This is a genomic window from Methanococcoides sp. LMO-2, from assembly GCF_038432375.1.
In the GTDB taxonomy this organism is placed as follows: Archaea; Halobacteriota; Methanosarcinia; order Methanosarcinales; family Methanosarcinaceae; genus Methanococcoides; species Methanococcoides cohabitans.
In genome coordinates this window covers 129581-149816 of sequence record NZ_JBCAUS010000003.1, presented here as the reverse complement: position 1 = coordinate 149816, position 20236 = coordinate 129581, and the positions used below count along the sequence as shown (strand labels likewise).

The following is a 20236-nucleotide window of genomic DNA, read 5'->3' as shown; positions in this document are numbered from 1 at the left end:
TTGGATAAAAACTTTCATATATGATTCAGATGCATTAGATTTTAAATAGTATTTCAATAATAACTGAAATATTGTCAATTTGAATAATATGGATCCTACTATAAAATGTCTAAACAATAAGGTGAAAAAAAGCTCATGAGACAGGAACTCTTGAAGTATGAAGATATCTCTATTCGTTATGGTGAGAAGGAAGTACTGTCTCACTTTGATCTTGATATCAACAAAGGTGACCGTATACTGCTTAAAGGCAGGTCCGGTTCAGGGAAGTCCACACTTTTGAAGATGCCGATGGGTTTTGCTCATCCCACAAGTGGAAGACTCTATTTTAACAACCGACTGCTTGACAGCAATACCGTTTGGGATGCGAGGAAAAGGATAGCTTATGTTTCCCAGGATCTTGATATCTATGAAGGTTCAGTGAACGAATTTATCGAGGAGGTGTTCTCCTACTCTTTTAATGAAGGAAAACTGGACAGGACCAAGCTCAGAAGGCTTCTTGTCTATCTGGGATTTGAGAAAGATGTTCTTGAAATGGATTTCGAGGACCTTTCAGGGGGTGAGAAGCAGAGGATAGGTATCATCATGTCAGTGCTTATCGGAAAGGACATCTATCTCCTCGATGAGATCACTTCATCCCTTGACGCTGCACTGAAGGAAAAGGTTGCCAATTATTTCCTTGAGCGCAAGGAATGGACACTTGTGATCATTTCCCACGATGATGTATGGGATAATAAAGATGTAAAGGTCGTACCGGTGGGTGTTTGAATGGATGCTGTTGACATTGGTTACCTGTCCCTTGTAGCCTGTTTCCTGTTGCTCGTGATTCCTCTTCTTGTGAGCCACTACCTTAAGCTTGGCATAATCCATGAGACGATCGTTTCAGCTTCAAGGATGATCGTACAACTTGCTTTTGTGGGAGTTTTCCTTACAGTGCTCTTTGACCTTAACAATTCGATCGTAAATCTTCTATGGCTATTGGTAATGGTTCTTGCAGCAACCCATTCCACCATTAATGATGTCGGTCTTGACCTCAGGAAACTATTATTACCGACACTTGCTTCGTTTATAATAGGTAATTTCCTGGTGATACTTTACTTCAATGCTTTCGTGGTAAACCTTGACCACCTCTTTGATGCCAGATACCTGATCCCTATATTCGGTATGTTCCTTGGTAATTCTCTGAGGGGGAACATCGTGAGTATCAGTAACTTCTATGATACGATCAGGAGGAACGAGAACCGTTACTTGTACAGCCTGTCACTGGGTGCAAAAAAGCATGAAGCAATTCTTCCCTATGCCAGAAAAAGTCTCAATCTTGCACTGAAACCTTCAATTGCAAGCATGTCAACGATCGGTTTGGTTGCATTACCTGGAATGATGACCGGTCAGATCATCGCAGGTTCCAGTCCTATCCTTGCGATCAAGTACCAGATGGCTATTATGGTTGGTATCTATGTATCCACTGTGATGACGGTGGCCATTGGTATCTTCATGACCATGCGTTTTAGTTTTGATGATTATGGCATCCTTAAGGAAGATGTTTTCAAGTCAACAAGTTCCTGATCAACCCATAATTTTCTTTTTTTTCACGATATTTCCTGCTCAGAAGACTACGAATTATTTTGTAGCTTAAATAAATGATATATATCTACGGATCATTTGTTCATTTAGTTAATAATGAGGAATGACAAAAATGAAAAAATATTTCGTATTAGGCCTGACGCTTTTGTTAGTAACTGCCGCTGCATTTTCAATGGGCTGCACTGAAAACGGTTCAGATGGGCAGGCAGATGATACTGGCGAAGCTGATGGAACAGCAGGTGAAGATAATGGAGATATGGCACTGGGAGAAAACGGTGTTCATGGAATGATCATCTTTGACGAACCTGTGGAGTCTTTCTCCAATGCTACTATCTATCTGGAAGTTGAGGATGTAAGTCTTCAGGATGTTGCATCCGTTGTTATTTCAGAAGATACCATTGATGATGTTTCCATGGATGCTGACAACATTCAGCTGGTGGAATACATGATCTATCATCCTGAGCTTGACGAAAGAATGACATATTCACTTTCAGTTCATGTGGATGTGGATGGCGATGGAAGCCTTTCAAGTGGGGATTATTACAGTACCTGGCATAACCCGGTACCTACGGATCCCGGAATGCATGAGCTCGATGTCCATGTGGAAATGATCTGATTATCTGATAATTTGATGAGCTAATCGATAATTACAATTGAGAAAAAGGGGACTATTGTTATGGAATGTGCGTCGGATGCCATAAATGTTGATAAGTTCCTGATCCTTCCCATTTCGGAAGGGTCCAGGACTGTAACTGAAGTGCTTTCAAAAGAGGGTTCCTTCAGGATACTGGAAGTGCTTTCTGAAGATCCGCTTTCTGTCAGTGAGATCTCCCAAAGGACAGGTCTTCCTTTTGTGGAAGTTGAAGACAAGGTCAGGGCCCTTATGGATTCCGATCTTGTGGAGATAAAGAGCAGATCCTCCGGTCTGGAGAGGGATGAGAATATCTATGGCCCTGCCAAAAAGGTCGTTGCATTCTCTTCTGAAGACAAAAACATGGTTGTATAAATCAACCTTCTGGTGCGAACATGGCCGCTAATGATGTTGATAAAAAGAACAAGGGTGAACCTGAGGATACTGATCAGGACAGTTCGGACAATGTAGTTGTACTTCCGCTCAATGAGGATTCAAAGAAGATCACACAGACGCTTTCCAATGAGAAGTCCCTGAAGATCCTGGACCTTCTTTCCGAAGAACCGATGTCTGCAACGGATATTTCTAAAAAGCTCGGTCTTTCCATTACAACCATCAAGTACAATATTGATAGCCTGCTTGAAGCTGATCTTATCAAGGTTCACAGGATCAAGTGGAGTGAGAAGGGCCGTGAGGTCAAGATATACGAGCCGGTGCAGAAACTGATCGTTGTAGCTCCGGGAAGCATGAATGTCAACAGGGCTTCCATAATCAGCATGCTACAGCAATACATTGGTGTTATCGGTGCTGCATTTCTTGGTGCTGCCGGGCTTCAGTACCTGTCAAGACCAGTTGACATACAAAATGGAGGCATGCTTTCAGCACCTGCAATGATGGAAGCTGCTGTTGAAGATGAAGTTATGCGTGAAGCTCCAATGGACATGGCTCCACAGCTTGCTGCTGATGAGGCTGCAGGGGAAGTTGCAAAAACAGTTCCAGAGGAAGCTGCTCCCCATCTAATGGACAGCATTCATACATTCTTCTCGAACTTTTCCGATAACATTGCTCTCTGGTTCTTCCTGGGATGTCTCTTCGCTGTCCTTTTGATGATGCTCAAAGGACGCTACTATGACAACGCCAGCGATTCAACAAAGAGGTCCGTGAAACGCTACCTTTTACCGGTGATGCTTGTCGGTGTGGTGATAGCTGCAATTTCCATCGGCATGGCCCCGACGGAAGACGACCAGTTCGCTTTCCCTGAGATCGAGAAGATGCCTGCAGACCATGTTTTCACGGAAGAGGATAGTGGCAGCACGGTATCTGTCAAAGCCGGAAGCATTGTACGTATCGACCTTGATGCACCGTCGGATGGGCACTGGTCTCTTTCAGAAAGAGGTGACCTGTCCGTAAAGGAAGACGGCTATGGGTACTACTCGGTATACAGCACTGCGGATGATGATTCAGTCTATGGCTGGACCTTTGAGGCACTGTCCACTGGTGAGAAATCAATATTGGCAGAATATAATTCCTGGAACGGTGAGGCTGCTGTGCCAGAGAATTTCGAAATTACCCTGATTGTGGAAGGCGATAGTGAGCTATATCCGGCATTCATTGTTGACGGCTACTATCACGGTGATGCCATTGAGATAAAAGAAGGCGACTGGATGCTTATCAGAATGTTCGAGTCCAGAGCCGATACCTATGTCTGGAACATGACCCTGACGGACGGTCTCCAGATAAGAGGGGAAGAGTTCATCCTGCAATCAGAAGGCTCCCTTTATGGACAGCATGAATGGGAGATCGAAGCGGTTGCAGCAGGCGAGCAGAACATCTCTGCTGTATACATGCAACCGGGGATGAACCTCACAGGATATGAGCAGGCCCTTGACCTCACGGTCAGGGTCCTGTGATCTTTTTTATTTATTTTTACTCGACTCGATGTCTTTGAGATATTCAGTAGGATCAAGGAGCTTTTCTGGTCGTTCATCTCCGAACCAGTTCCCACCGAGATAATTCCTGTCTTCTACGATAGGCTCGGATTCCCAGAGTTCAAAGTGGAGCATGCTGGGATTATTGTCCTTCAGCTTTTGTATGTATTCAGGAGCATTGCAATCTATCTTTTCGTTGTTCAGCACAGTACCGACATGACCAATTATCTGGCCGGCTTCAACAGTATCCCCGATCTTTACATTGTAGGCAGCAAGCTCCCCGTATTTGCAGAAAAGTCCGGACTGGTTCCTGATTATAATATGATATGTTTCATTCCAGTAAGAGATCATTTCAGGAGATGTCATTATATCGACGTCGATAACTTCCCCTTCCTCTATGGCAAGAATAGGTTCACCTTCTGGTGCATAAAGGTCGATACCGCAATGGTGCCGGTCTTTCCTGTCCTCCCAGAATGAGCCGCTTTGACCTTTCTCCCGGAGAATGTTATCTGTCTTTTCAGGTAATGGGAATGCTCTCATCCATTTTGATTATGAACAAATTCATATATATTCCTGTCAGTCTTAAAATAAAGGTGATCAGAATATGTCAGAAAATCCACTTCAGGTAATTATCGATTCCGATGCAGACTTTTTCCAGCTTCTTGAGGAGACACGTGTAACTTCCTTCGAAGAAGATGGCATCCCATTAAAATACAAGCTCCTTATGGCAATGGCACTTGATGCATCAAAAGGCGCAGTGAACGGCGTAACTTCCCTTGCAATACAGGCAATGGAAGCAGGAGCCACAAAAGAAGAGGTCATGCAGGCAATAAAGGTCACCCATTACATATGTGGTGTTGGCAGTGTCTATACTGCTGCAGCTGCTTTAAAGGATGTACTTTGATCCTTTTTTCATTTTTATTTTCAATTTTCAATTTTCAAATGAGCTTTTCTTTACCGTTCATTTTCCACCATAAGAACGGACATGTTCCCATGCATCGTGGTATTTCCTGAACTTGTCCTTCTTTTCATACATCGAAGCATTTTCCCTTCCGTAGATCCTGCGGTCCTCCCCTATCGGGCAGACCTTTATGCATATCCCGCAGGGTGAAATATATCGTTTGTTCAGCTCATCACTAAACGATGCACAGGCTTTCTTGTAGGTGATCCCTTCCGGATAGTCCTTTTCCACCAGTGCATTTGACGGACACATCCTGACACAACGCATGCAATGGTTGCACAACTGCTCTTCCATGATGTCATCAGGTTCGAGCTCAGCAGATGTGAGGATTGTGGCAAAGCGCACCCTTGGTCCGTATTCCGGGGTAAGGATGGTGTTGTTGACACCGAAGTTCCCGAGCCCGGCAAGGAAAGCAGCATGCCGGTGTGAAAAGAAAGCTACGGGATTGTCCAGAAGTACCTTGATGGACCCGTATCCGTCCCTCGGAACGAAGATGGACGGGTGGCCTTTCTCAGTAAGGAAGTTGGACAGGCGGTAAGTGTACTGGTCCAGCAGGCTGTTCACCGTCCTGTAGAGCTCTCTGTAATATATAGACGGGGAGGTCTCCAGTATTGGGAGGGTGACAGGCAGTCCGATGACTATGGCAGACATTGCTTCCGGGTAGATGGACTGGGGGTGGAACTCTTCAGGTATCCAGGGCTGGAACAGTGGCTCTTCCCAGCGTTCTACGTTGGCCACCCCGACCAGCGGGATCTCCATTTCCCTGCATTTTTCCAGAAGGGCTTCTTTGAGTTGTTTTTCCATGTAACCTCAATCCTTTTGATCAATTAACGGAGATGTGGTGATCGATCAGCTCTTCTGCTGCTTCTTATATTCCGCTGCCAGTTCCACATATTCTGCTGCATTTTCCCTGATCATGGCAGCATCCTCAGGTGTGGCTTCCCTTCGTACCTTCCCCGGCACTCCTGTGATCACACTGTTGGGTGGGAACTTTTTTCCCGGCGGAACGAGTGCATTGGCACCAACGATGGAATTATCTCCGATCTCGACCCCGTCAAGCACTGTGGAGTTCATTCCTATGAGGACGTTGTTTCCGATCCTGCAGCTGTGCAGGACTGCCCCGTGACCTACGGTCACATCATCCCCGATCTCGGTTGGAGTTGAGGGGTCAGTGTGGATAACTGAATTGTCCTGGATGCTTGTACGGTTTCCGATCTTTATTCTGTCCATGTCTGCCCTGAGGACCGCATTGAACCATATGCTTGAGTTCTCACCTACGACCACCTCTCCGATGATGTCTGCGGAATCTGCAATGAAAGCAGTTTCAGCAACTATCGGTTCCTTGTCCTTGAATTTTAATAGCATGTGTCTCACCTGCTTAGTTATTTCTGTTTTATTTGTGGTATGCCGGGCTATTTAGTCCTATGGATAGCATCAAATTAGTCTGACGAATTATATATGAGCAATATATGAATTTATGAGTTTATGAATTCTGATCTATGAAACAATTTCCAATTTTTGGAAATTTAGAATGAACGGGAGATATTGTGACTAATAGGTTCATTGCATGGAGTGTGATGAGTGCAATTTACCCGGAGGAACACATATCTCCCGAATAATTGTAAAAAAAACAAAAAGTCATGTGGGACGATAGTATGTCCCATTCTCAGCCATGATCTCGGTGATCTTCTTCTCTCCGACCAGACCCCCGATTATCGGGCTCAGCTCCTCCTTATCGATATCCAGAGACTGGACCACCTGCTCAAATGTACACGGCCTGCGGAGTATAAGGTCATAGACCTCGTCCACAAGGTTCTCGTGCTTTATGTTCGACCGCTTTCTCTTGAGGCCCTTAAGCACAAGCCTGACCCTCTCCCTTCCAAGCTCTTCATCGAACCTTTGTGCAATCTCCTTGAGCCTTGCTTCAGGAACAGGTTCGATAAATTTCTCAGCCGGAGGTCGGCTGGTGGTCAGCACTTCGATCTCATCCGGGTCGATGTACTTTAGGACTTCGATCAGCTTTTCGACCTCCTCATCGCTGGAATTGACAGGATAGTTGTTGTTGGAGTCCAGAAGCATTACTTCGATGGAGAGCTTTGCTCCGTTCATCTTCTGCAGTTCGCGTAGCCCATCGATGATATCCTGAAGCTCGATTCCCTCAGCTGGTCTGTGGATGGCCCGGAAGGTTTCTTCATTCCCTGAGACCAGGGTAGCGACCACGAGGTCTGCTTTTGAAAGGTTCTTCCTGACATCCTCCCTGCCCACGAGGGATGAGTTGGTGATAACACAGATGGGGATATCACTGATCTCCCGTATATGGTCGATCATGTCCCCGATCTGAAGGTTCAGTGTGGGTTCACATGTTCCTGAGAACGTGATGTAATCAAGGTCATCCACCTTCTTGTGATAGTTGGTGATGCCATCGATCACCTCTTCGGTGGTGACAGGGTCTGCAACTTCCGATGGATCCGATATCTTCCAGTCCACATGCCCAAGCTGGCAGTAGACGCAGTCGTAGTTGCAGTTCTTCCTGTAGTCGCCCTTCCTGATGACATCAATTCCAAGCGACCTCCCAAGTCTCCTTGAGAGGATCGGTCCGTAGATGATCCTTGATTTCATTTATATCACATTTTTTATTCAGTTTTAAGTCAGTCTCTTATTTCCCGATACAGGTCATTTCCTGACCATGGGCTTGCCGCATTTGGAACAGGTCATCTGGGCACAGGGAACCCCGGGCTGGTGAGTCTCTTCATGACCACAGCCGGTGCAAACGCAAACTCCGCCTGGTCCGGCAGTTCCTGCACCTCTTCCTCCGCGGAGTCCTCTCTGTCCACGCCCCTGTCCCTGATTCTGTCCTCCGACTGGTCCCTGGCCCATTGGCCCGGTTCCGTCCTTTCCTGGCATTGTGTAATCTCCTCCTTCTACTCGTATTGCTTTTCCATGTACAAGCGCATCCGCTATCTTCTGCACCGTTCTCTGGAGCGTCCTCTGGAAGGTGGACTGGTGGATCTGCATTTTCTCTGCCGCAGCATCCTGCTTCATTTTTTCAAGATAGCTGAGTCTCAATGATTCCAGTTCATCAATGGTAATGTTGATCTCTTCCAGCTCGCTCAGGCGTGTGCCTGAAGGCTTGAAATGTCGTACATTGTGCTCGAAATTTACCATTCTCCTTTTTCTCGGGCGTCCCATAGTTATGCATTATAATGCATAATGTAGATAAAGCTTTTGATTTTTTTCTGTGGTGGTGGAGTTCTTGAGAGGAAGCATGTTCATGCTGATGGTGTGGTATACATTAGCAAGGAAGCTAACAATATTGATAAGCAAGGATTGGAAGTAACGCAAGATTGGGATTTTGTTGATGCAGAAGAGATAAAGAGGAAGATTATTGAGATGCCACAGTAGGAAACTGAGAATAGATTTCGTGAAGTTGAAATAAACACTTATAGAGATAATCTAATGAAACAATTGATTCTAAATATTTAGTGAATTAACATGCTTGTTAGTAGTACTAAAATGCATTTCAAGAATGGCAGGACTTCAAATACTCTAGATTAAGATATTTCCGATTATACATACATATAGGAGAATATCCCTCTAAGCTAGAAATTTTTTGCTTAATCCAAGATAGTATATAAGAAAAAGACGTTTTTCAGAATGCTGTTAGAATCATCTTCTTTATGCCAGTTTAAGCTACTTTCCAAAAGAACAAAGATTTTTCTTCATTTAAGTGCAATTCATAAAAAAAATAAAGGGAAATGTTATTCACACAATTTTTCGATCTCTTGTATAATCAATCCAGCTCTTTGATTCAAAAATACATCATAGTCATCAGTTCTCCACCCTGCACTTTCATCAATTGGAATTAAATTTGATTTAAAAATTTGTTCTGCATCCGAATTCAAATTAACAATACTTTCACTTAAATATTCACTCGGTGCATCATTGGATACAAATTTGTTCTGTGATGATGACAATAAACATATGTTACAAAGATTGTTTATCTTTTCACGAGAGAGACCCATTTCTTTTAAGAAATCCTGTGGGAATATGTGATGGAATTCCTTTTTATTATAAAAACTTAAAGCTATGCGTGAATCTATTTTTTCTCCATTTGTGATATTTCTTGGATCTTTTGTAATGAACATTAATACTAAAGTTTTACAAAAGGCACTATTTTTTATAAACTGTCTTTTCAACAAATCATTTTCAACTAAGGATACTCGAACATGAAGTGAAGTGTTGTCTCCATCAATAAGAGAATCAATTGAAGAAATATGCTTCTGAGCAGTACCTTCAGCGGCTCCTCTGAAATGCTCAGAAAATCCAGTTTGCCAGAACCATTTTCTAAGTGATTCTAATTGAATTTGAGATGGATACTTTACCTTTGAAAAGAAATAAGTGAAAATAATTAGTTGATCTTCGTATGGTAAAAACGCATCGGAAGGAATGTTTAAATCAGTGGATAAAAAGTCAACTGCTCTTTCAATAGCTATTTTTGTCTTTATTGTCAAGTCTTGAAGCTCAACAGTATCCATACTTCTTAACTTAAAAATTCCACTTCTTTTTATTCCATTACCTGCTATTGCAGACATCATTTTAAGATAGGTAGATTTCTTTATATTGTCAAAATTTTTCAGTGATGTCGATGATTGAATTTCATCAATTCTATCATTTAGATCAAAGTCATTGTCCCAAGTAGCAGCTACCATTAAGTCAAAAACATCAAGTTGTGTACCCGTACTATTGATTCTTTCAAAAATAGGACATACACTTTCAACTGTTTTCTCTTTGATTGTAACCACTGGTATTAAGTATTCTCTGAAAGTTTCATATAATATATCAAATTGTTTTAGTAATTCTTCTGAATTAGAATGCTCTGATAGCATGTATCGGAATGAAAGGGAGTTTGAGGTATCAAATAATATACTCATAGGGACATGTATACTACTTTCCTTCCCCGTGTAATGACTAAATTTTTTCTTTTGTAGGTCAAAATAAACATTTAGTTTATTTTCGACATCAGGTTTGTCCCATTTCAAAACTCCATAAATACTTGTCAATCTCTGCTGTCCATCCAAAATGTAGTTACGTGGGTATTTATCAGGGGTTATGGGTAAAGCAAAATCACCAATCTCTTTTTCACTTTTCATTTGCTCTTCACTTAACCAAAATAAGACGCTTCCAATTGGATATCCTTGATAAATACTTTCCAGTAAGTGAATGATCTGTGACTTATCCCAAATAAATCCGCGTTGGAATTTAGGTACTTTTATGTCCCCACTTCCAATTCTGTTAACAAGATTTGCAATTCTCTCAATTTTAGGTTCTGGAGCCGGAGTTATCTCTACAGACATTTTTATCAAGGTAATAAGAAAAATATGCATATAAATAATTTTCTAATTAATTCTTTAAGAAAATTAAAGTAATAAGAAAATATGTTTCCCAATTGGGGATACAGATTCAACCAAATCCATCTTTTACAAAATACTAATTTTTTATCTATAAGGACAAGAAAGTCAAGATATATTGGAATTAAGTATAGAAGTTCGTTAGCTTGTTTGAAGATAAAAGCAGTGACTAGGAATTTATATTTTAAGTTAAGGTATATTAAGAGAACATGTCGTGGTTTATATGATGATAATTAATCAATTTTCTGCAATTTAAAGTAACAATTATCAGCAAGTTTGTCATAGTCATAAGCTTTCCAATCTTTTAAACTAAAATTTAATAAAAAACGGCTTCGTTGCTTTTTTTGCTTTTTTTCCAATTTGTAAGTTAAATCAATAAACAAAATTAATTCGAAGTCTTTTTTAGCTCGAATATATTCAGATGTGTCATAAACAGTTTGTTCCTCCCCATAATAATTTTCAATTATTTTAGGTATTTCTAATGAAAAAATACTAATTAAATTAGAAGATACCAAGGATTCCTTTAGATCTTTTGCAATATTATCTTCAAGAGTCTTTGATTCTAAGGGAGCTATATTTCCTAAATAGTATTCTCCAACCTCTTTATTTTCTTGAGAAATATTTGTACTAACATGAATGTTGAGATCAGTTATTCCAAAAACTCCTTTGTTTTTGATTCTAAAAGATCCATGATCAAAATTATAAAAAAGCCACATTATATCTAGTACTTTGTTTGATTTTAGATCGGAATCAATAATCTGTTTTATATCTTTTTTTATTTTCTTTATAGTGGTGGCATTAATTGAATATTTATTTTGACATTTTGGACAAACTAGAGCGCCTCCAGAATGAGTTATATTTTCTAAAGTGTGTGAAATATCACAGTCACAATAATAACAAAAAGGACCTCTTAGATTTATTATTTTGTTTTTGATAAGGGTAATTTTCCAAAGTAATCCGAATCTAGTAATTTCATATGTCTTTTTTGATATAACATATAAAATAACAAAGGAGGTCAAACAGAATAACACCAAAAATACTATTATTTTCCAAATTTGGATTTTATACAATAATATATCATTCAGAACTCCAATATATTGTAAAATCGATGCTCCAAATATAATAGTTAAAATCAATTGAAGAACTACATTATGAAATAAAATAGTCAGATTTTTTTTAAAATATTTTTTAAATTTTGTAGTTACAATTGAAGACATTATTTGCTGTAAAAAGAATTTAACTGTGATAAAGTTTTCTAAATGAATCACTGTGTACTCAATTGTAATAAATTACAAAATATGACGATTGTGGGCTATGAAGGTTATAGCGTACAAAAATCAAGCTTAGCTATATCCCAAAAAAATCACAAGGGGATAAGATTCGAACCCTTCTGACATCGCTCTGATTATTGATAGATATGACTAATCTAACCTTCAATAATCCCGCTTCCCGAATATCCCTGACCCGATCCTCACCATGGTAGCCCCTTCCTCGATGGCAACCTTATAGTCTCCGGACATTCCCATGGACAGCTCCTGGATAGCGATATTGCCCAGATTCTCCTGCTTCAGCTCATCAAAAATAGCTTTCATCTTCCTGAAGTACGGGCGGGCTTCTTCGGCGGACACATATGGGGGGATGCACATGAGTCCTATTACGTGAATATTGGTGAGTATTCGGATGTCTTTTATTGCATCTGCGATCTCGTCGGTGCCGAATCCGTATTTTTGTGGCTCGTTGCCGATGTTGACCTGAAGAAATACTTTCTGGACCTTGCCGAGCTCTCCAGCTCTTTTGTCGATCTCTTCTGCCACCTTCAGGGAGTCGACCGACTGGATCACATCAAAGAGTTCAACGGCTCGTCTTACCTTGTTTGTCTGGAGGTGGCCGATGAGGTGCTTTTCACAGGGCGGGATGCAATCGCATTTTTCATCGAATTCCTGGACCCTGTTCTCGCCTATGATGGTGGCTCCGGCTCTGATGGATTGGTTGATCCTGTCTGTGTCCACCGTCTTGGTGACGCTGACAAGTTTTACTTCTCCAAGCTCTTCAAGTATTGCCTTTGTGTTCTCTTCGATTGTCATTGGTGGTCACGGTGCTGTTTTTTGAAAATACGATGAATTTTTGAGATCCCTGTAATGGGTTCCATGAAATAAGTGCAGGGAATTTTATATAAAACGTTCGTTCGGGCTGGCGGTCTGCTTCAGTAGTAAGCCAATAAAATGAAAATAAAAAGAGAAACCGGATGGCCAGATGCCATCCGATCAGTAATCCAAAGTCGAAATAACGTCAAACCAGAGCTTCTCAGTATCCAAGTGCCATCCGGATCAGCACTATCAGTCCGACGAAGAGGTTGAGCACGACCAGCCCGCCGATCACAATGACACCCAGCTTGATCTTTCCGGTATCCATGTCCAGGAAGGACAGGGCGTTCTGTACGGAATCCATGGTGTCATTTGCTTTTGAAAGGGTTTCCTGGGTCTCGGTCAGGTTCGCGTTCAGGTTGTCAAGGAGCTCGTCGACGCGTGGCTGCTCTTCTGTCCTGACGTTCTTCAGTACTCCGTGAAGCTCATCCAGCGTCTTCGGGATTATTCCGGGCTCTTCCACCCACTTGTTTGCCAGGAGCTCGTACTTCCTTTCCATCTTCAGGGACTGCCTGTAGTAGAAGGTCTTCTGGGCCTTGAGCAGGTCGTAGTTCCTCTGGTAGCCATCGAACTTTGTGCTCAGGGATGCGGATATCTTAGCACCGTGGGGCTGCATTGTGAGCATGGAATGTTTGGGAGCTTTGGCAAGGGCCATGTTCAGGTTTGACATTTTTGCCATGGTGGCCTTTGAGGCAGCTGGTTCTGATGCTGCCGTCGGTTTGTAAGTGGATGGTGCTGAACGCATCTCCCGTTCCTCAACGGCTACGTCCCTGGCGATCTCCCTGTCAATGTCAGTTCCGATCTCGCTCTCAGCCTTGCTGATGAAGTGATTGTCAGTGATCTTTTCATGCCTGATAGCAGCATCTGCCCTTTCGATCCTGGCTCTGCGGGGTTCTTCCTTTTCGATGAAACCGTTGTCAGTTATTCTTTCGTGCCTGATATCGCTACCCGGTCTTTCAATATCGGTTCGGCCTTCTTCCCTGACTATGTCGTCCTTGTAGGGCTTTTCCGCCACGATATCTCCAAGGTTTCCAACATGTGTTCCTCCATGTACGATATCCCCTACATCGAGGTGTGCTCCGGCAATACCTACGGCTCCCATGTTTATATCGAACTTCTTCTCCGGGAACTGCTCGATGACATTTGCAAGCTGGGCAGTTAGCGTGTCCTTTCTTGCGATCAGGCCCTGGTAATACAGTTTGTCCTTTTGGAGCATCTCCAGATGGCCCTGTATCTCCGGGCTGAGGTCTGCGATGGCGATCGGAACCTTCTTTTTAGTGACGAAGAGCTTCTTGACCTCCTGAAGGACCTCCTCACTTACTTCCAGGTTGTCATCAAGGGAATCCAGTATGTCCTCGATCATTGGCTGCTCAATGGTATTGAACCGCTCAAGTGATTCCTTGGCGTTGTAGATCGTGTTTGAAAGGACACCCGGTTCCTGATAGAATATGTCGTGGATCTCTTTCCTGACAGCAGCAAGTCTTGCCATTATCTGGAACTTCTTGATCACATTCTGCATATCGGACAGCATGTCCCAGAAATCAAAACTGAAATCGGTAACATCCTGGACTCCCATTTCGGAAAGCTTGTTCAAAAGCCGTGCCTCTTCCTGTCGGAGTCCGGTAAGCCTTTCCTTTTCCTCGTCCCAGAGATCATCCTCATCCCTTGGGGTCATTCTTGTGATCACCAGCAGTTCTTCTGCTTCCTTTAGCGTTGATTCGAGCTGTTCTCCAACGGCTTCGATCGTTGAACCAATGACTGCAATAGCCATTCCTGCCTGTTCTGCTGCATCCCCGGCAGACTCCGCAGCATTGCCTGCCTGATAAATCGATTTTCCAATTGTATAGAGGCCGCCTGTACAAACACCAGCGACAACATCAACCCATCCCATAATATTTTCCTCCTGTTTAAAAATACATCAACAGAATACACTGCAAATTTCCTGTATGGCCAAAATTTAAACGATAAATTACAGCGATTGCAAGTACCCCGTTCTACTTCCTATCAATTTAGAATATAATGTTTGTTTTTATATATTTAGTATCATATAAACATGATGACTGTAGATAGAAAATGAACACAATAACAAAAAGATGAAGGGGGGTTTCCCTCTGATAAAAATACCTTTAATGAGGCTCTTTCGTATCTCAGTCCCTGATCTTTTCCATCAGCCAGGCCATGTTCTGGCCAAGGGTTTCCATTGTCTGCATTCCTTCGCCATCGGAGTCTACATCTCCGGGCATGAGTCCTATTCCAACGTTCCAGTAGCTTGAACCAGGAATGATCATCTCAGAGATGGTGAAGAAATGATTGATAGAATCAAAAGCATGTATTGCTCCTGCTCTTCTTACAGCAACAACAGCTGCTCCGACCTTCCTTTTGAAAAGTTCCCCGTTTGCTTTACCCACAAATCCAGCCCTATCGATAAGTGCCTTTGTTTCCGGGCTCAGGTCTGCAAAATATGTAGGCGTGGCAATGATGATTCCATCGGCTTCCATCATCTTTTCTATACATTCATTGATGATGTCTTTCTCAATGACACAGCGATTGTCTTTTTTGTCAAAGCACTTCATGCATGCTGTACACCCGTGAATTGAATTTCCTCCAAGCTGGACAACTTCTGTCTCGATTCCTTCCTTCTCAAGTACTTCCATCACATGGGCAATAAGGCGTGAAGTATTTCCTTCTTTTCTGGGACTTCCATTGAATGCTACAACTTTCATTGTTTACCTCCGGGTTTTGAAATAGATATTATGCAAGGTCTGATATTGAAACAAACAGATCAAAAAAAGAAAAATCAAATGGCCTGCAGCCACCATATTACAATAAACTGCCAACAGCAGGGAACTTAGTCTTTAGCTTTCCTGAGACTTTTCATCTTCTCAAGTTCGCATTCAAGTTCCTTGATCTTCATCTCATCGATCTTGTCGGAAAGGTTCTCAAGTTCCTTATCAGCCATCTGGATAGTACCATGGAGCTTCTCGATAATGTTCTTCTCAAGGTTGAGCCTTTGCTTTTTGGTCTCATCCACAAGCTCTTCAACAAGGAGTTTTCCTTCCTCTTTGGTCATTTGCCCTGCTTCGATCTTTTCCTTAACGAACTCTTTTATCTTCTCTTCGGATAATGCTGCCAGTCCTGCACCGATCAAAGCTGTTGCACCTAACAACCCCATTTTCTTCATCTTGTCCATTTATTTTCACTCCCTCAGTGATCTATGAGATATTTGATCTTGTTTGATCTTATTGAAATTACCATTTAGTTTCGTTGCCGGGTGCAATAGTTGGTAATAGCAGAAGTGGTCCTCAAAACCGCTTTGCCAGATAATGATCTTCTGTATTGCTTCTCTTTATCCTGATTTCTGCATGGATCTTTGAAAAATTCCAGCATAAAATGGACATCAATATTGCATTTATAAGAAGATCAGCAATACCCCGAATTGCATTCCCCGCTAAAAAAAGGTGTTCTATTTAATATATAATTATTGGAAGATGTCAATATTTACCTGCTGAGAAAACCATAAGGGACTAGTTTATGCTGAATTCAAGAAAAGGTCTCCTCAATGGGTTTCCACGAAAAAGACAAAAGATCCGGAATTGGGATCTTTTCAGTAGTGCCCTTTTATGAAAGGAATAAACCTGTGAACCTTCTTCTGGTACTCCAGGTATTCATCACCAAACTGTGAAATCAGTCTTTTTTCCACATGCACAGATCCTATGTAGAAGTATATGGTGGTTATAACATAGACGATGAGCAGGTTGACGGTCATAAAGGGAGTAAGCCATATAATGACAAGACCCGACAGCAGGAATGGATCCCTTATCCATCGGTAAATTCCTCTGATGTTCAGTGGTTCTGATTCCGGGGTATCGGGGGTAGACAGTTGTAAATGCAACTTGAACCTCGGGGGTGAATCACGGAAGGCCCTAGGTGCTACCACTGCAGCGATCAATTGTCCGGCTACCATGACCCAGCGCCAGGGGGATGGGACTATGTAGAGGACACGTCCCGGGTTCAGATAGAGCAGATAGACCACCGGAAGTATCGTTATCACTGCGATCAGGCTGTATACCGGTAGGTAGAATGTCTCTACCTTTGAACCCAGTGCATTCACTACCATTTTTTTAAAAGGCAGGCTTGCTGTGATGCTGTGAATCACTGCAAAAGCCACAAGGCAAAGAATAATGATAATTGTGGATGAAACCAATTTTAATACTCCCCTTTATGTTGATTGAAAGCTTTTATTTTTAACTCCCTGATAATTATTAGAACCTGCCGTAATATAAAGAGAACGATACAAATGTTGGATGAAGTGGGGTGATCTGATAGTTTTGATTTCAGAAATATTTCATTTCACCCGTAGATTCCTCTCAAAGATTCCAGTCTCTTCTCAGGAATATCCTCCTTCATCAAACCAAAAAGGAGCCGGTCATACCATTTACCATTATGAAGCCAGTATCTTTTCTGTCTCCCTTCTGACTGAAAACCGGACTTTGTCATTGTTTTTTCGGAAGCTACATTTCCTTCTGTACAATCCCCGGTAAGCCTGAAAGCATCAAGCATAGTAAAAGCGTAATACACCAGGAACTCACAGGCAGCACTTCCATACCCTTTTTCCCACTGGGTATCGTCTATCTGGTATCCGATGAGATAGTTGCCATTGGTGAATTCTATCGGGAACAGGGCACATTGGCCTATGAAATTGCCGGAATCCTTTTCCCTGATCGTGAACACACTGAAATCTGGTATCTTCTCTTCTTTCAGATCATTCTCTATTGAACTTATGAATGGTGAGAAATAAGCCATCGTAGTTTCTTCTGTGTTTGGTCCGAAGAACATGTACTTGCAGACACTTTCCTTTGAAAGCATTAATGCTATCTCTTTCAGGTCTGCTCCTTTGCAATAGCTGAAAACAATGTTGTCTTTGTTCCACTCCAGCTTCATTTGTAACCTTCCATATCAGGATGATCTTGTTTGTCAATATTTGTTATTTGAACATCTGAATTTCTATAATAACGACTTTCTACAAGATCATCTTAGTTTAATTTATACTGAATTTTTAAAGTACCATATAGAATAAATATAATACTTACGATTACTGTCCAATGATCCAGGATCTTCTGATTCCATTCCTTCTTGTAGGACTTGCTGAAATGGGTGATAAGACCCAGCTTGCAGTTCTCGTCTTATCTACTAAGACAAAAAAGCATGCTTCATTACTTGCAGGTGTGATGCTTGCATTCATATTAACAGATGGTCTTGCAATCCTTTTAGGTAACTTCATAGCTGACAGGGTCCCAATGGACTATGTACGTATAGGTGCAGGTATCCTGTTCATAATTTTTGGATTAATGACTTTGCTGAACAGGGAAGATGATGAAAGTGATGGTTCCTACGACCTGAAAAATCCTTTTATCTCGGGATTTGGCCTTATCCTTGTATCTGAGATGGGTGATAAAACACAACTTGCATCTGCTCTTTTTGCCACTCAGTACAATCCGGTTATGGTCTTTATCGGTGTGGTATTTGCATTGTTCGTCCTGTCATGTATGGCTATCTATGTAGGCAAGTTCATGATGGAGAAGATCAACAAAAGGACGATCTCAACAGCAGCAGGTGTCCTGTTTATTGTAATTGGAGCTTCGTTCTTCCTTTGAATACGATACTATTCTTTTCAAAGCCACCCAATTTCTTTTCTTTTTGATACTTCCTTGATATGAACATGGACATTTTTTGAATTCATAATGGCCTTATATTTGCTTTTTATTATCGCCATATCATGTATCCATGTGTAGTGAATTGAAAAAAGAATGGATGCGAGGGAAGGGATTCGAACCCTCGAACTCCTACGAGAATAGGCCCTGAACCTATCGCCTTTGGCCTGGCTGGGCAACCCTCGCACCTTGGCTAGCCAATAGTAGTGTTTTTCATTATTAAGCGTTGTGGTTCCGGGGTTCGATTGATGTGGTCAGGTCATGTGGAAATGAAGATAAAATGATAATAGAGGAAAAAAGAAAAAGGAATGAGAGGGGTGTAAGGTGTTACATCCGATCTTATTTTGTCTCAAGAGCTACAAGGGAAAGGCCTAATTTCTCTTCAAGTGCCTTTACTTCTTTGACAGCTTCATCGCCGAGATCTGCAAATTTGGTGCCCTCTTCTGAAAAAGCAATAAGGGTCACACCTAGTTTTTCTTCTGCTGCACCAATTGCGTCCATATTTTCTTTACTTAATTTTGAGAATGTCCACATATCTATCACCATTTTATGCATATTATCTCCATGCTTAATATGTCTTATGTTTTCTTTGAAAAGTTATCAGTGTTAACATCATTATTATATCCAAAAACACTTGCAAATGGATGGAATAAGGAATGAATAGATTAATGGATACATTTAATGTTAAAAAGGGCCAATGGCCCCTTTCAAAGGAGTTTTGGAGGTTGTTTTGAAGATCCCGGTCTTCAAAAAAAGTATCTAAAGGAGTCGATCAAGAGTAGAAGAAACAGGAACTCTTGATCTAATACATAGGTTGTCTTCGTTCGTATATAGCCTAACCCACCTTTAATTGGCGACGGATGTGCAAAACGTATCGTAGCCTTAAAATGGATAACGGCGTTAAAATTGTATCAGGCCTTTTGAAGGCTTCAAAAGAAGAAAATGGATGGCATCTTATGCCATCAGTTTCAGAATAAGTGCCTTCTGCGCATGAAGACGGTTCTCTGCCTGGTCGAAGACAACGGAATGTGGTCCTTCCATGACCTCTGCTGAGATCTCCTCACCCCTGTGTGCAGGCAGGCAGTGCATGACGATCACATTGTGCTTTGCAACAGCCACCAGTTCGGAATTGATCTGGTAGTCTGCAAGATCGCTAAGCCTTTTGTCCCTTTCTTCCTCATCGCCCATGGATACCCAGACGTCAGTATAGAGTACATCTGCATCCCTTGCAGCTTCTTGTGGATCGTTCGTGATAGTGATCTCTCCACCAAGTTCCCTGCCCTTTGTCACGATCTCTGGCATTGGCTCATATCCTTCTGGACATGCAACAGCGATCTCCATACCAACGAGGGCACACCCGAGGATAAGTGAGTTACAGACGTTGTTACCATCGCCTATCCATGCGAACTTCAATCCCTTAAGGCGGTTCTTGTACTCGCGGATTGTCAGGAAATCAGCCAGGATCTGGCATGGGTGCTCAAGGTCGGAAAGTGCGTTAATGACCGGTACCTGTGAGTGTGCAGCAAGATCCTCAACGGTCTTGTGGCTGTTCACCCTTGCAGTGATACCTGCAACGTAGCGTGAGAGCACTTCTGCGGTGTCTGATACTGTTTCACCGCGTCCGATCTGAATGTCCCTTGAATTAAGGTAAATGGAATGTCCGCCAAGGTCGCTCATTGCAACCTCGAACGAGACCCTTGTCCTTGTGGATGACTTTTCGAATATCATCGCAAGGCTCTTGTTCTTAAGCAGGTCTGTGACCTTCCCGCGGACCCTCTTCTCCTTGAGGTCTTCTGCCATGTCAAGGATCTCGATGATCTCTTCGGGTGCAAGGTCGGTCATTGATAGTAAATGTTTCATGTTATCAACTCA

At 42.1% G+C, this 20236-nt stretch carries 22 protein-coding genes and 1 tRNA gene; 7 read left to right on the top strand and 16 right to left on the bottom strand.

From position 1 onward, the window contains the following. The first annotated feature begins 135 nt into the window (after positions 1 to 135). The 5 genes from WOA13_RS05900 to WOA13_RS05880 all read left to right on the top strand — a co-directional run bounded on the left by WOA13_RS05900 (position 136) and on the right by WOA13_RS05880 (position 4122). Complete coding sequence (locus tag WOA13_RS05900) at positions 136 to 765, top strand: ABC transporter ATP-binding protein (RefSeq protein WP_342127025.1); 630 nt, start codon at positions 136 to 138, stop codon at positions 763 to 765. Continuing rightward, positions 766 to 1563 carry an ABC transporter permease gene (locus WOA13_RS05895; RefSeq protein ID WP_342127024.1) on the top strand — a complete coding sequence of 266 codons (798 nt, stop codon included), beginning with the start codon at positions 766 to 768 and terminating at the stop codon, positions 1561 to 1563. A 130-nt stretch (positions 1564 to 1693) separates the two neighbouring features. Then, positions 1694 to 2197: a YbaY family lipoprotein gene (locus WOA13_RS05890; RefSeq protein WP_342127023.1), complete on the top strand. Its 504-nt coding sequence runs from the start codon at positions 1694 to 1696 to the stop codon at positions 2195 to 2197. Between the two features lie 60 nt (positions 2198 to 2257). Beyond that, on the top strand, positions 2258 to 2587 hold the full coding sequence (locus tag WOA13_RS05885) for a hypothetical protein (protein WP_342127022.1): 330 nt from the start codon (positions 2258 to 2260) through the stop codon (positions 2585 to 2587). Between the two features lie 20 nt (positions 2588 to 2607). After that, entirely contained in the window at positions 2608 to 4122 is a 1515-nt protein-coding gene (locus WOA13_RS05880) for a protease inhibitor I42 family protein (RefSeq protein WP_342127021.1), read from the top strand. A gap of 6 nt (positions 4123 to 4128) precedes the next feature. On the opposite strand, the gene WOA13_RS05875 is transcribed toward WOA13_RS05880, so the two are convergent. Beyond that, the gene (locus tag WOA13_RS05875; RefSeq protein WP_342127020.1) at positions 4129 to 4680 is read right to left on the bottom strand and encodes a M23 family metallopeptidase; all 552 of its coding nucleotides are present in this window, start codon (positions 4678 to 4680) and stop codon (positions 4129 to 4131) included. A 64-nt stretch (positions 4681 to 4744) separates the two neighbouring features. Between WOA13_RS05875 and WOA13_RS05870 the strand changes: the two genes are divergently transcribed. After that, complete coding sequence (locus WOA13_RS05870; RefSeq protein WP_342127019.1) at positions 4745 to 5044, top strand: carboxymuconolactone decarboxylase family protein; 300 nt, start codon at positions 4745 to 4747, stop codon at positions 5042 to 5044. Between the two features lie 57 nt (positions 5045 to 5101). Here WOA13_RS05870 and WOA13_RS05865 read toward each other — a convergent pair whose 3' ends face one another. From WOA13_RS05865 to WOA13_RS05810, 12 genes are all read right to left on the bottom strand, one after another. After that, positions 5102 to 5905 carry a 4Fe-4S double cluster binding domain-containing protein gene (locus WOA13_RS05865; protein ID WP_342127018.1) on the bottom strand — a complete coding sequence of 268 codons (804 nt, stop codon included), beginning with the start codon at positions 5903 to 5905 and terminating at the stop codon, positions 5102 to 5104. Positions 5906 to 5950: 45 nt separating this feature from the next. Then, on the bottom strand, positions 5951 to 6466 hold the full coding sequence (locus tag WOA13_RS05860; RefSeq protein ID WP_342127017.1) for a gamma carbonic anhydrase family protein: 516 nt from the start codon (positions 6464 to 6466) through the stop codon (positions 5951 to 5953). A gap of 273 nt (positions 6467 to 6739) precedes the next feature. Continuing rightward, on the bottom strand, positions 6740 to 7720 hold the full coding sequence (locus WOA13_RS05855; RefSeq protein WP_342127016.1) for a radical SAM protein: 981 nt from the start codon (positions 7718 to 7720) through the stop codon (positions 6740 to 6742). Between the two features lie 54 nt (positions 7721 to 7774). Next, positions 7775 to 8290 carry a DUF134 domain-containing protein gene (locus WOA13_RS05850; protein ID WP_342127015.1) on the bottom strand — a complete coding sequence of 172 codons (516 nt, stop codon included), beginning with the start codon at positions 8288 to 8290 and terminating at the stop codon, positions 7775 to 7777. Between the two features lie 569 nt (positions 8291 to 8859). Next, complete coding sequence (locus WOA13_RS05845) at positions 8860 to 10455, bottom strand: GmrSD restriction endonuclease domain-containing protein (protein WP_342127014.1); 1596 nt, start codon at positions 10453 to 10455, stop codon at positions 8860 to 8862. Between the two features lie 287 nt (positions 10456 to 10742). Further along, positions 10743 to 11726 (bottom strand): hypothetical protein, encoded by a 984-nt coding sequence (locus WOA13_RS05840; RefSeq protein ID WP_342127013.1) that lies wholly within the window; start codon positions 11724 to 11726, stop codon positions 10743 to 10745. A gap of 216 nt (positions 11727 to 11942) precedes the next feature. Then, positions 11943 to 12593, bottom strand: coding sequence for a YggS family pyridoxal phosphate-dependent enzyme (locus WOA13_RS05835; RefSeq protein WP_342127012.1), 651 nt, complete (start codon positions 12591 to 12593; stop codon positions 11943 to 11945). A gap of 220 nt (positions 12594 to 12813) precedes the next feature. Then, positions 12814 to 14544, bottom strand: a complete 1731-nt coding sequence (locus WOA13_RS05830; RefSeq protein ID WP_342127011.1) for a hypothetical protein — start codon at positions 14542 to 14544, stop codon at positions 12814 to 12816. Between the two features lie 256 nt (positions 14545 to 14800). After that, positions 14801 to 15376 carry a flavodoxin family protein gene (locus WOA13_RS05825; RefSeq protein ID WP_342127010.1) on the bottom strand — a complete coding sequence of 192 codons (576 nt, stop codon included), beginning with the start codon at positions 15374 to 15376 and terminating at the stop codon, positions 14801 to 14803. A 125-nt stretch (positions 15377 to 15501) separates the two neighbouring features. Continuing rightward, complete coding sequence (locus tag WOA13_RS05820; RefSeq protein ID WP_342127009.1) at positions 15502 to 15843, bottom strand: hypothetical protein; 342 nt, start codon at positions 15841 to 15843, stop codon at positions 15502 to 15504. A 414-nt stretch (positions 15844 to 16257) separates the two neighbouring features. After that, a complete protein-coding gene (locus WOA13_RS05815) occupies positions 16258 to 16857 on the bottom strand; it encodes an isoprenylcysteine carboxylmethyltransferase family protein (RefSeq protein WP_342127008.1) in 600 nt (199 codons plus the stop codon). Positions 16858 to 17003: 146 nt separating this feature from the next. Further along, complete coding sequence (locus WOA13_RS05810; protein WP_342127007.1) at positions 17004 to 17594, bottom strand: GNAT family N-acetyltransferase; 591 nt, start codon at positions 17592 to 17594, stop codon at positions 17004 to 17006. A gap of 161 nt (positions 17595 to 17755) precedes the next feature. On the opposite strand from WOA13_RS05810, the gene WOA13_RS05805 reads away from it, so the two are divergent. After that, positions 17756 to 18307 carry a TMEM165/GDT1 family protein gene (locus WOA13_RS05805; protein ID WP_342127006.1) on the top strand — a complete coding sequence of 184 codons (552 nt, stop codon included), beginning with the start codon at positions 17756 to 17758 and terminating at the stop codon, positions 18305 to 18307. Positions 18308 to 18465: 158 nt separating this feature from the next. On the opposite strand, the gene WOA13_RS05800 is transcribed toward WOA13_RS05805, so the two are convergent. The 3 genes from WOA13_RS05800 to argF form a co-directional block, all read right to left on the bottom strand. After that, positions 18466 to 18550, bottom strand: a tRNA-Leu gene (locus WOA13_RS05800). Positions 18551 to 18703: 153 nt separating this feature from the next. Then, the gene (locus WOA13_RS05795; protein WP_342127005.1) at positions 18704 to 18919 is read right to left on the bottom strand and encodes a hypothetical protein; all 216 of its coding nucleotides are present in this window, start codon (positions 18917 to 18919) and stop codon (positions 18704 to 18706) included. Positions 18920 to 19318: 399 nt separating this feature from the next. Next, the gene (gene argF / locus WOA13_RS05790; RefSeq protein ID WP_342127004.1) at positions 19319 to 20224 is read right to left on the bottom strand and encodes an ornithine carbamoyltransferase; all 906 of its coding nucleotides are present in this window, start codon (positions 20222 to 20224) and stop codon (positions 19319 to 19321) included. Positions 20225 to 20236 lie beyond the last annotated feature (12 nt).

Coding starts and splice junctions, on each gene's coding strand:
- WOA13_RS05865 (WP_342127018.1), bottom strand. CDS start 5,905: ATGGAAAAACAACTCAAAGAAGCCCTTCTGGAAAAATGCAGGGAAATG.
- WOA13_RS05850 (WP_342127015.1), bottom strand. CDS start 8,290: ATGGGACGCCCGAGAAAAAGGAGAATGGTAAATTTCGAGCACAATGTA.
- WOA13_RS05860 (WP_342127017.1), bottom strand. CDS start 6,466: ATGCTATTAAAATTCAAGGACAAGGAACCGATAGTTGCTGAAACTGCT.
- WOA13_RS05880 (WP_342127021.1), top strand. CDS start 2,608: ATGGCCGCTAATGATGTTGATAAAAAGAACAAGGGTGAACCTGAGGAT.
- WOA13_RS05820 (WP_342127009.1), bottom strand. CDS start 15,843: ATGGACAAGATGAAGAAAATGGGGTTGTTAGGTGCAACAGCTTTGATC.
- WOA13_RS05870 (WP_342127019.1), top strand. CDS start 4,745: ATGTCAGAAAATCCACTTCAGGTAATTATCGATTCCGATGCAGACTTT.
- WOA13_RS05890 (WP_342127023.1), top strand. CDS start 1,694: ATGAAAAAATATTTCGTATTAGGCCTGACGCTTTTGTTAGTAACTGCC.
- WOA13_RS05825 (WP_342127010.1), bottom strand. CDS start 15,376: ATGAAAGTTGTAGCATTCAATGGAAGTCCCAGAAAAGAAGGAAATACT.
- WOA13_RS05885 (WP_342127022.1), top strand. CDS start 2,258: ATGGAATGTGCGTCGGATGCCATAAATGTTGATAAGTTCCTGATCCTT.
- WOA13_RS05840 (WP_342127013.1), bottom strand. CDS start 11,726: ATGTCTTCAATTGTAACTACAAAATTTAAAAAATATTTTAAAAAAAAT.
- WOA13_RS05855 (WP_342127016.1), bottom strand. CDS start 7,720: ATGAAATCAAGGATCATCTACGGACCGATCCTCTCAAGGAGACTTGGG.
- WOA13_RS05830 (WP_342127011.1), bottom strand. CDS start 14,544: ATGGGATGGGTTGATGTTGTCGCTGGTGTTTGTACAGGCGGCCTCTAT.
- WOA13_RS05795 (WP_342127005.1), bottom strand. CDS start 18,919: ATGCATAAAATGGTGATAGATATGTGGACATTCTCAAAATTAAGTAAA.
- WOA13_RS05810 (WP_342127007.1), bottom strand. CDS start 17,594: ATGAAGCTGGAGTGGAACAAAGACAACATTGTTTTCAGCTATTGCAAA.
- WOA13_RS05875 (WP_342127020.1), bottom strand. CDS start 4,680: ATGAGAGCATTCCCATTACCTGAAAAGACAGATAACATTCTCCGGGAG.
- argF (WP_342127004.1), bottom strand. CDS start 20,224: ATGAAACATTTACTATCAATGACCGACCTTGCACCCGAAGAGATCATC.
- WOA13_RS05845 (WP_342127014.1), bottom strand. CDS start 10,455: ATGTCTGTAGAGATAACTCCGGCTCCAGAACCTAAAATTGAGAGAATT.
- WOA13_RS05805 (WP_342127006.1), top strand. CDS start 17,756: ATGATCCAGGATCTTCTGATTCCATTCCTTCTTGTAGGACTTGCTGAA.
- WOA13_RS05895 (WP_342127024.1), top strand. CDS start 766: ATGGATGCTGTTGACATTGGTTACCTGTCCCTTGTAGCCTGTTTCCTG.
- WOA13_RS05835 (WP_342127012.1), bottom strand. CDS start 12,593: ATGACAATCGAAGAGAACACAAAGGCAATACTTGAAGAGCTTGGAGAA.
- WOA13_RS05900 (WP_342127025.1), top strand. CDS start 136: ATGAGACAGGAACTCTTGAAGTATGAAGATATCTCTATTCGTTATGGT.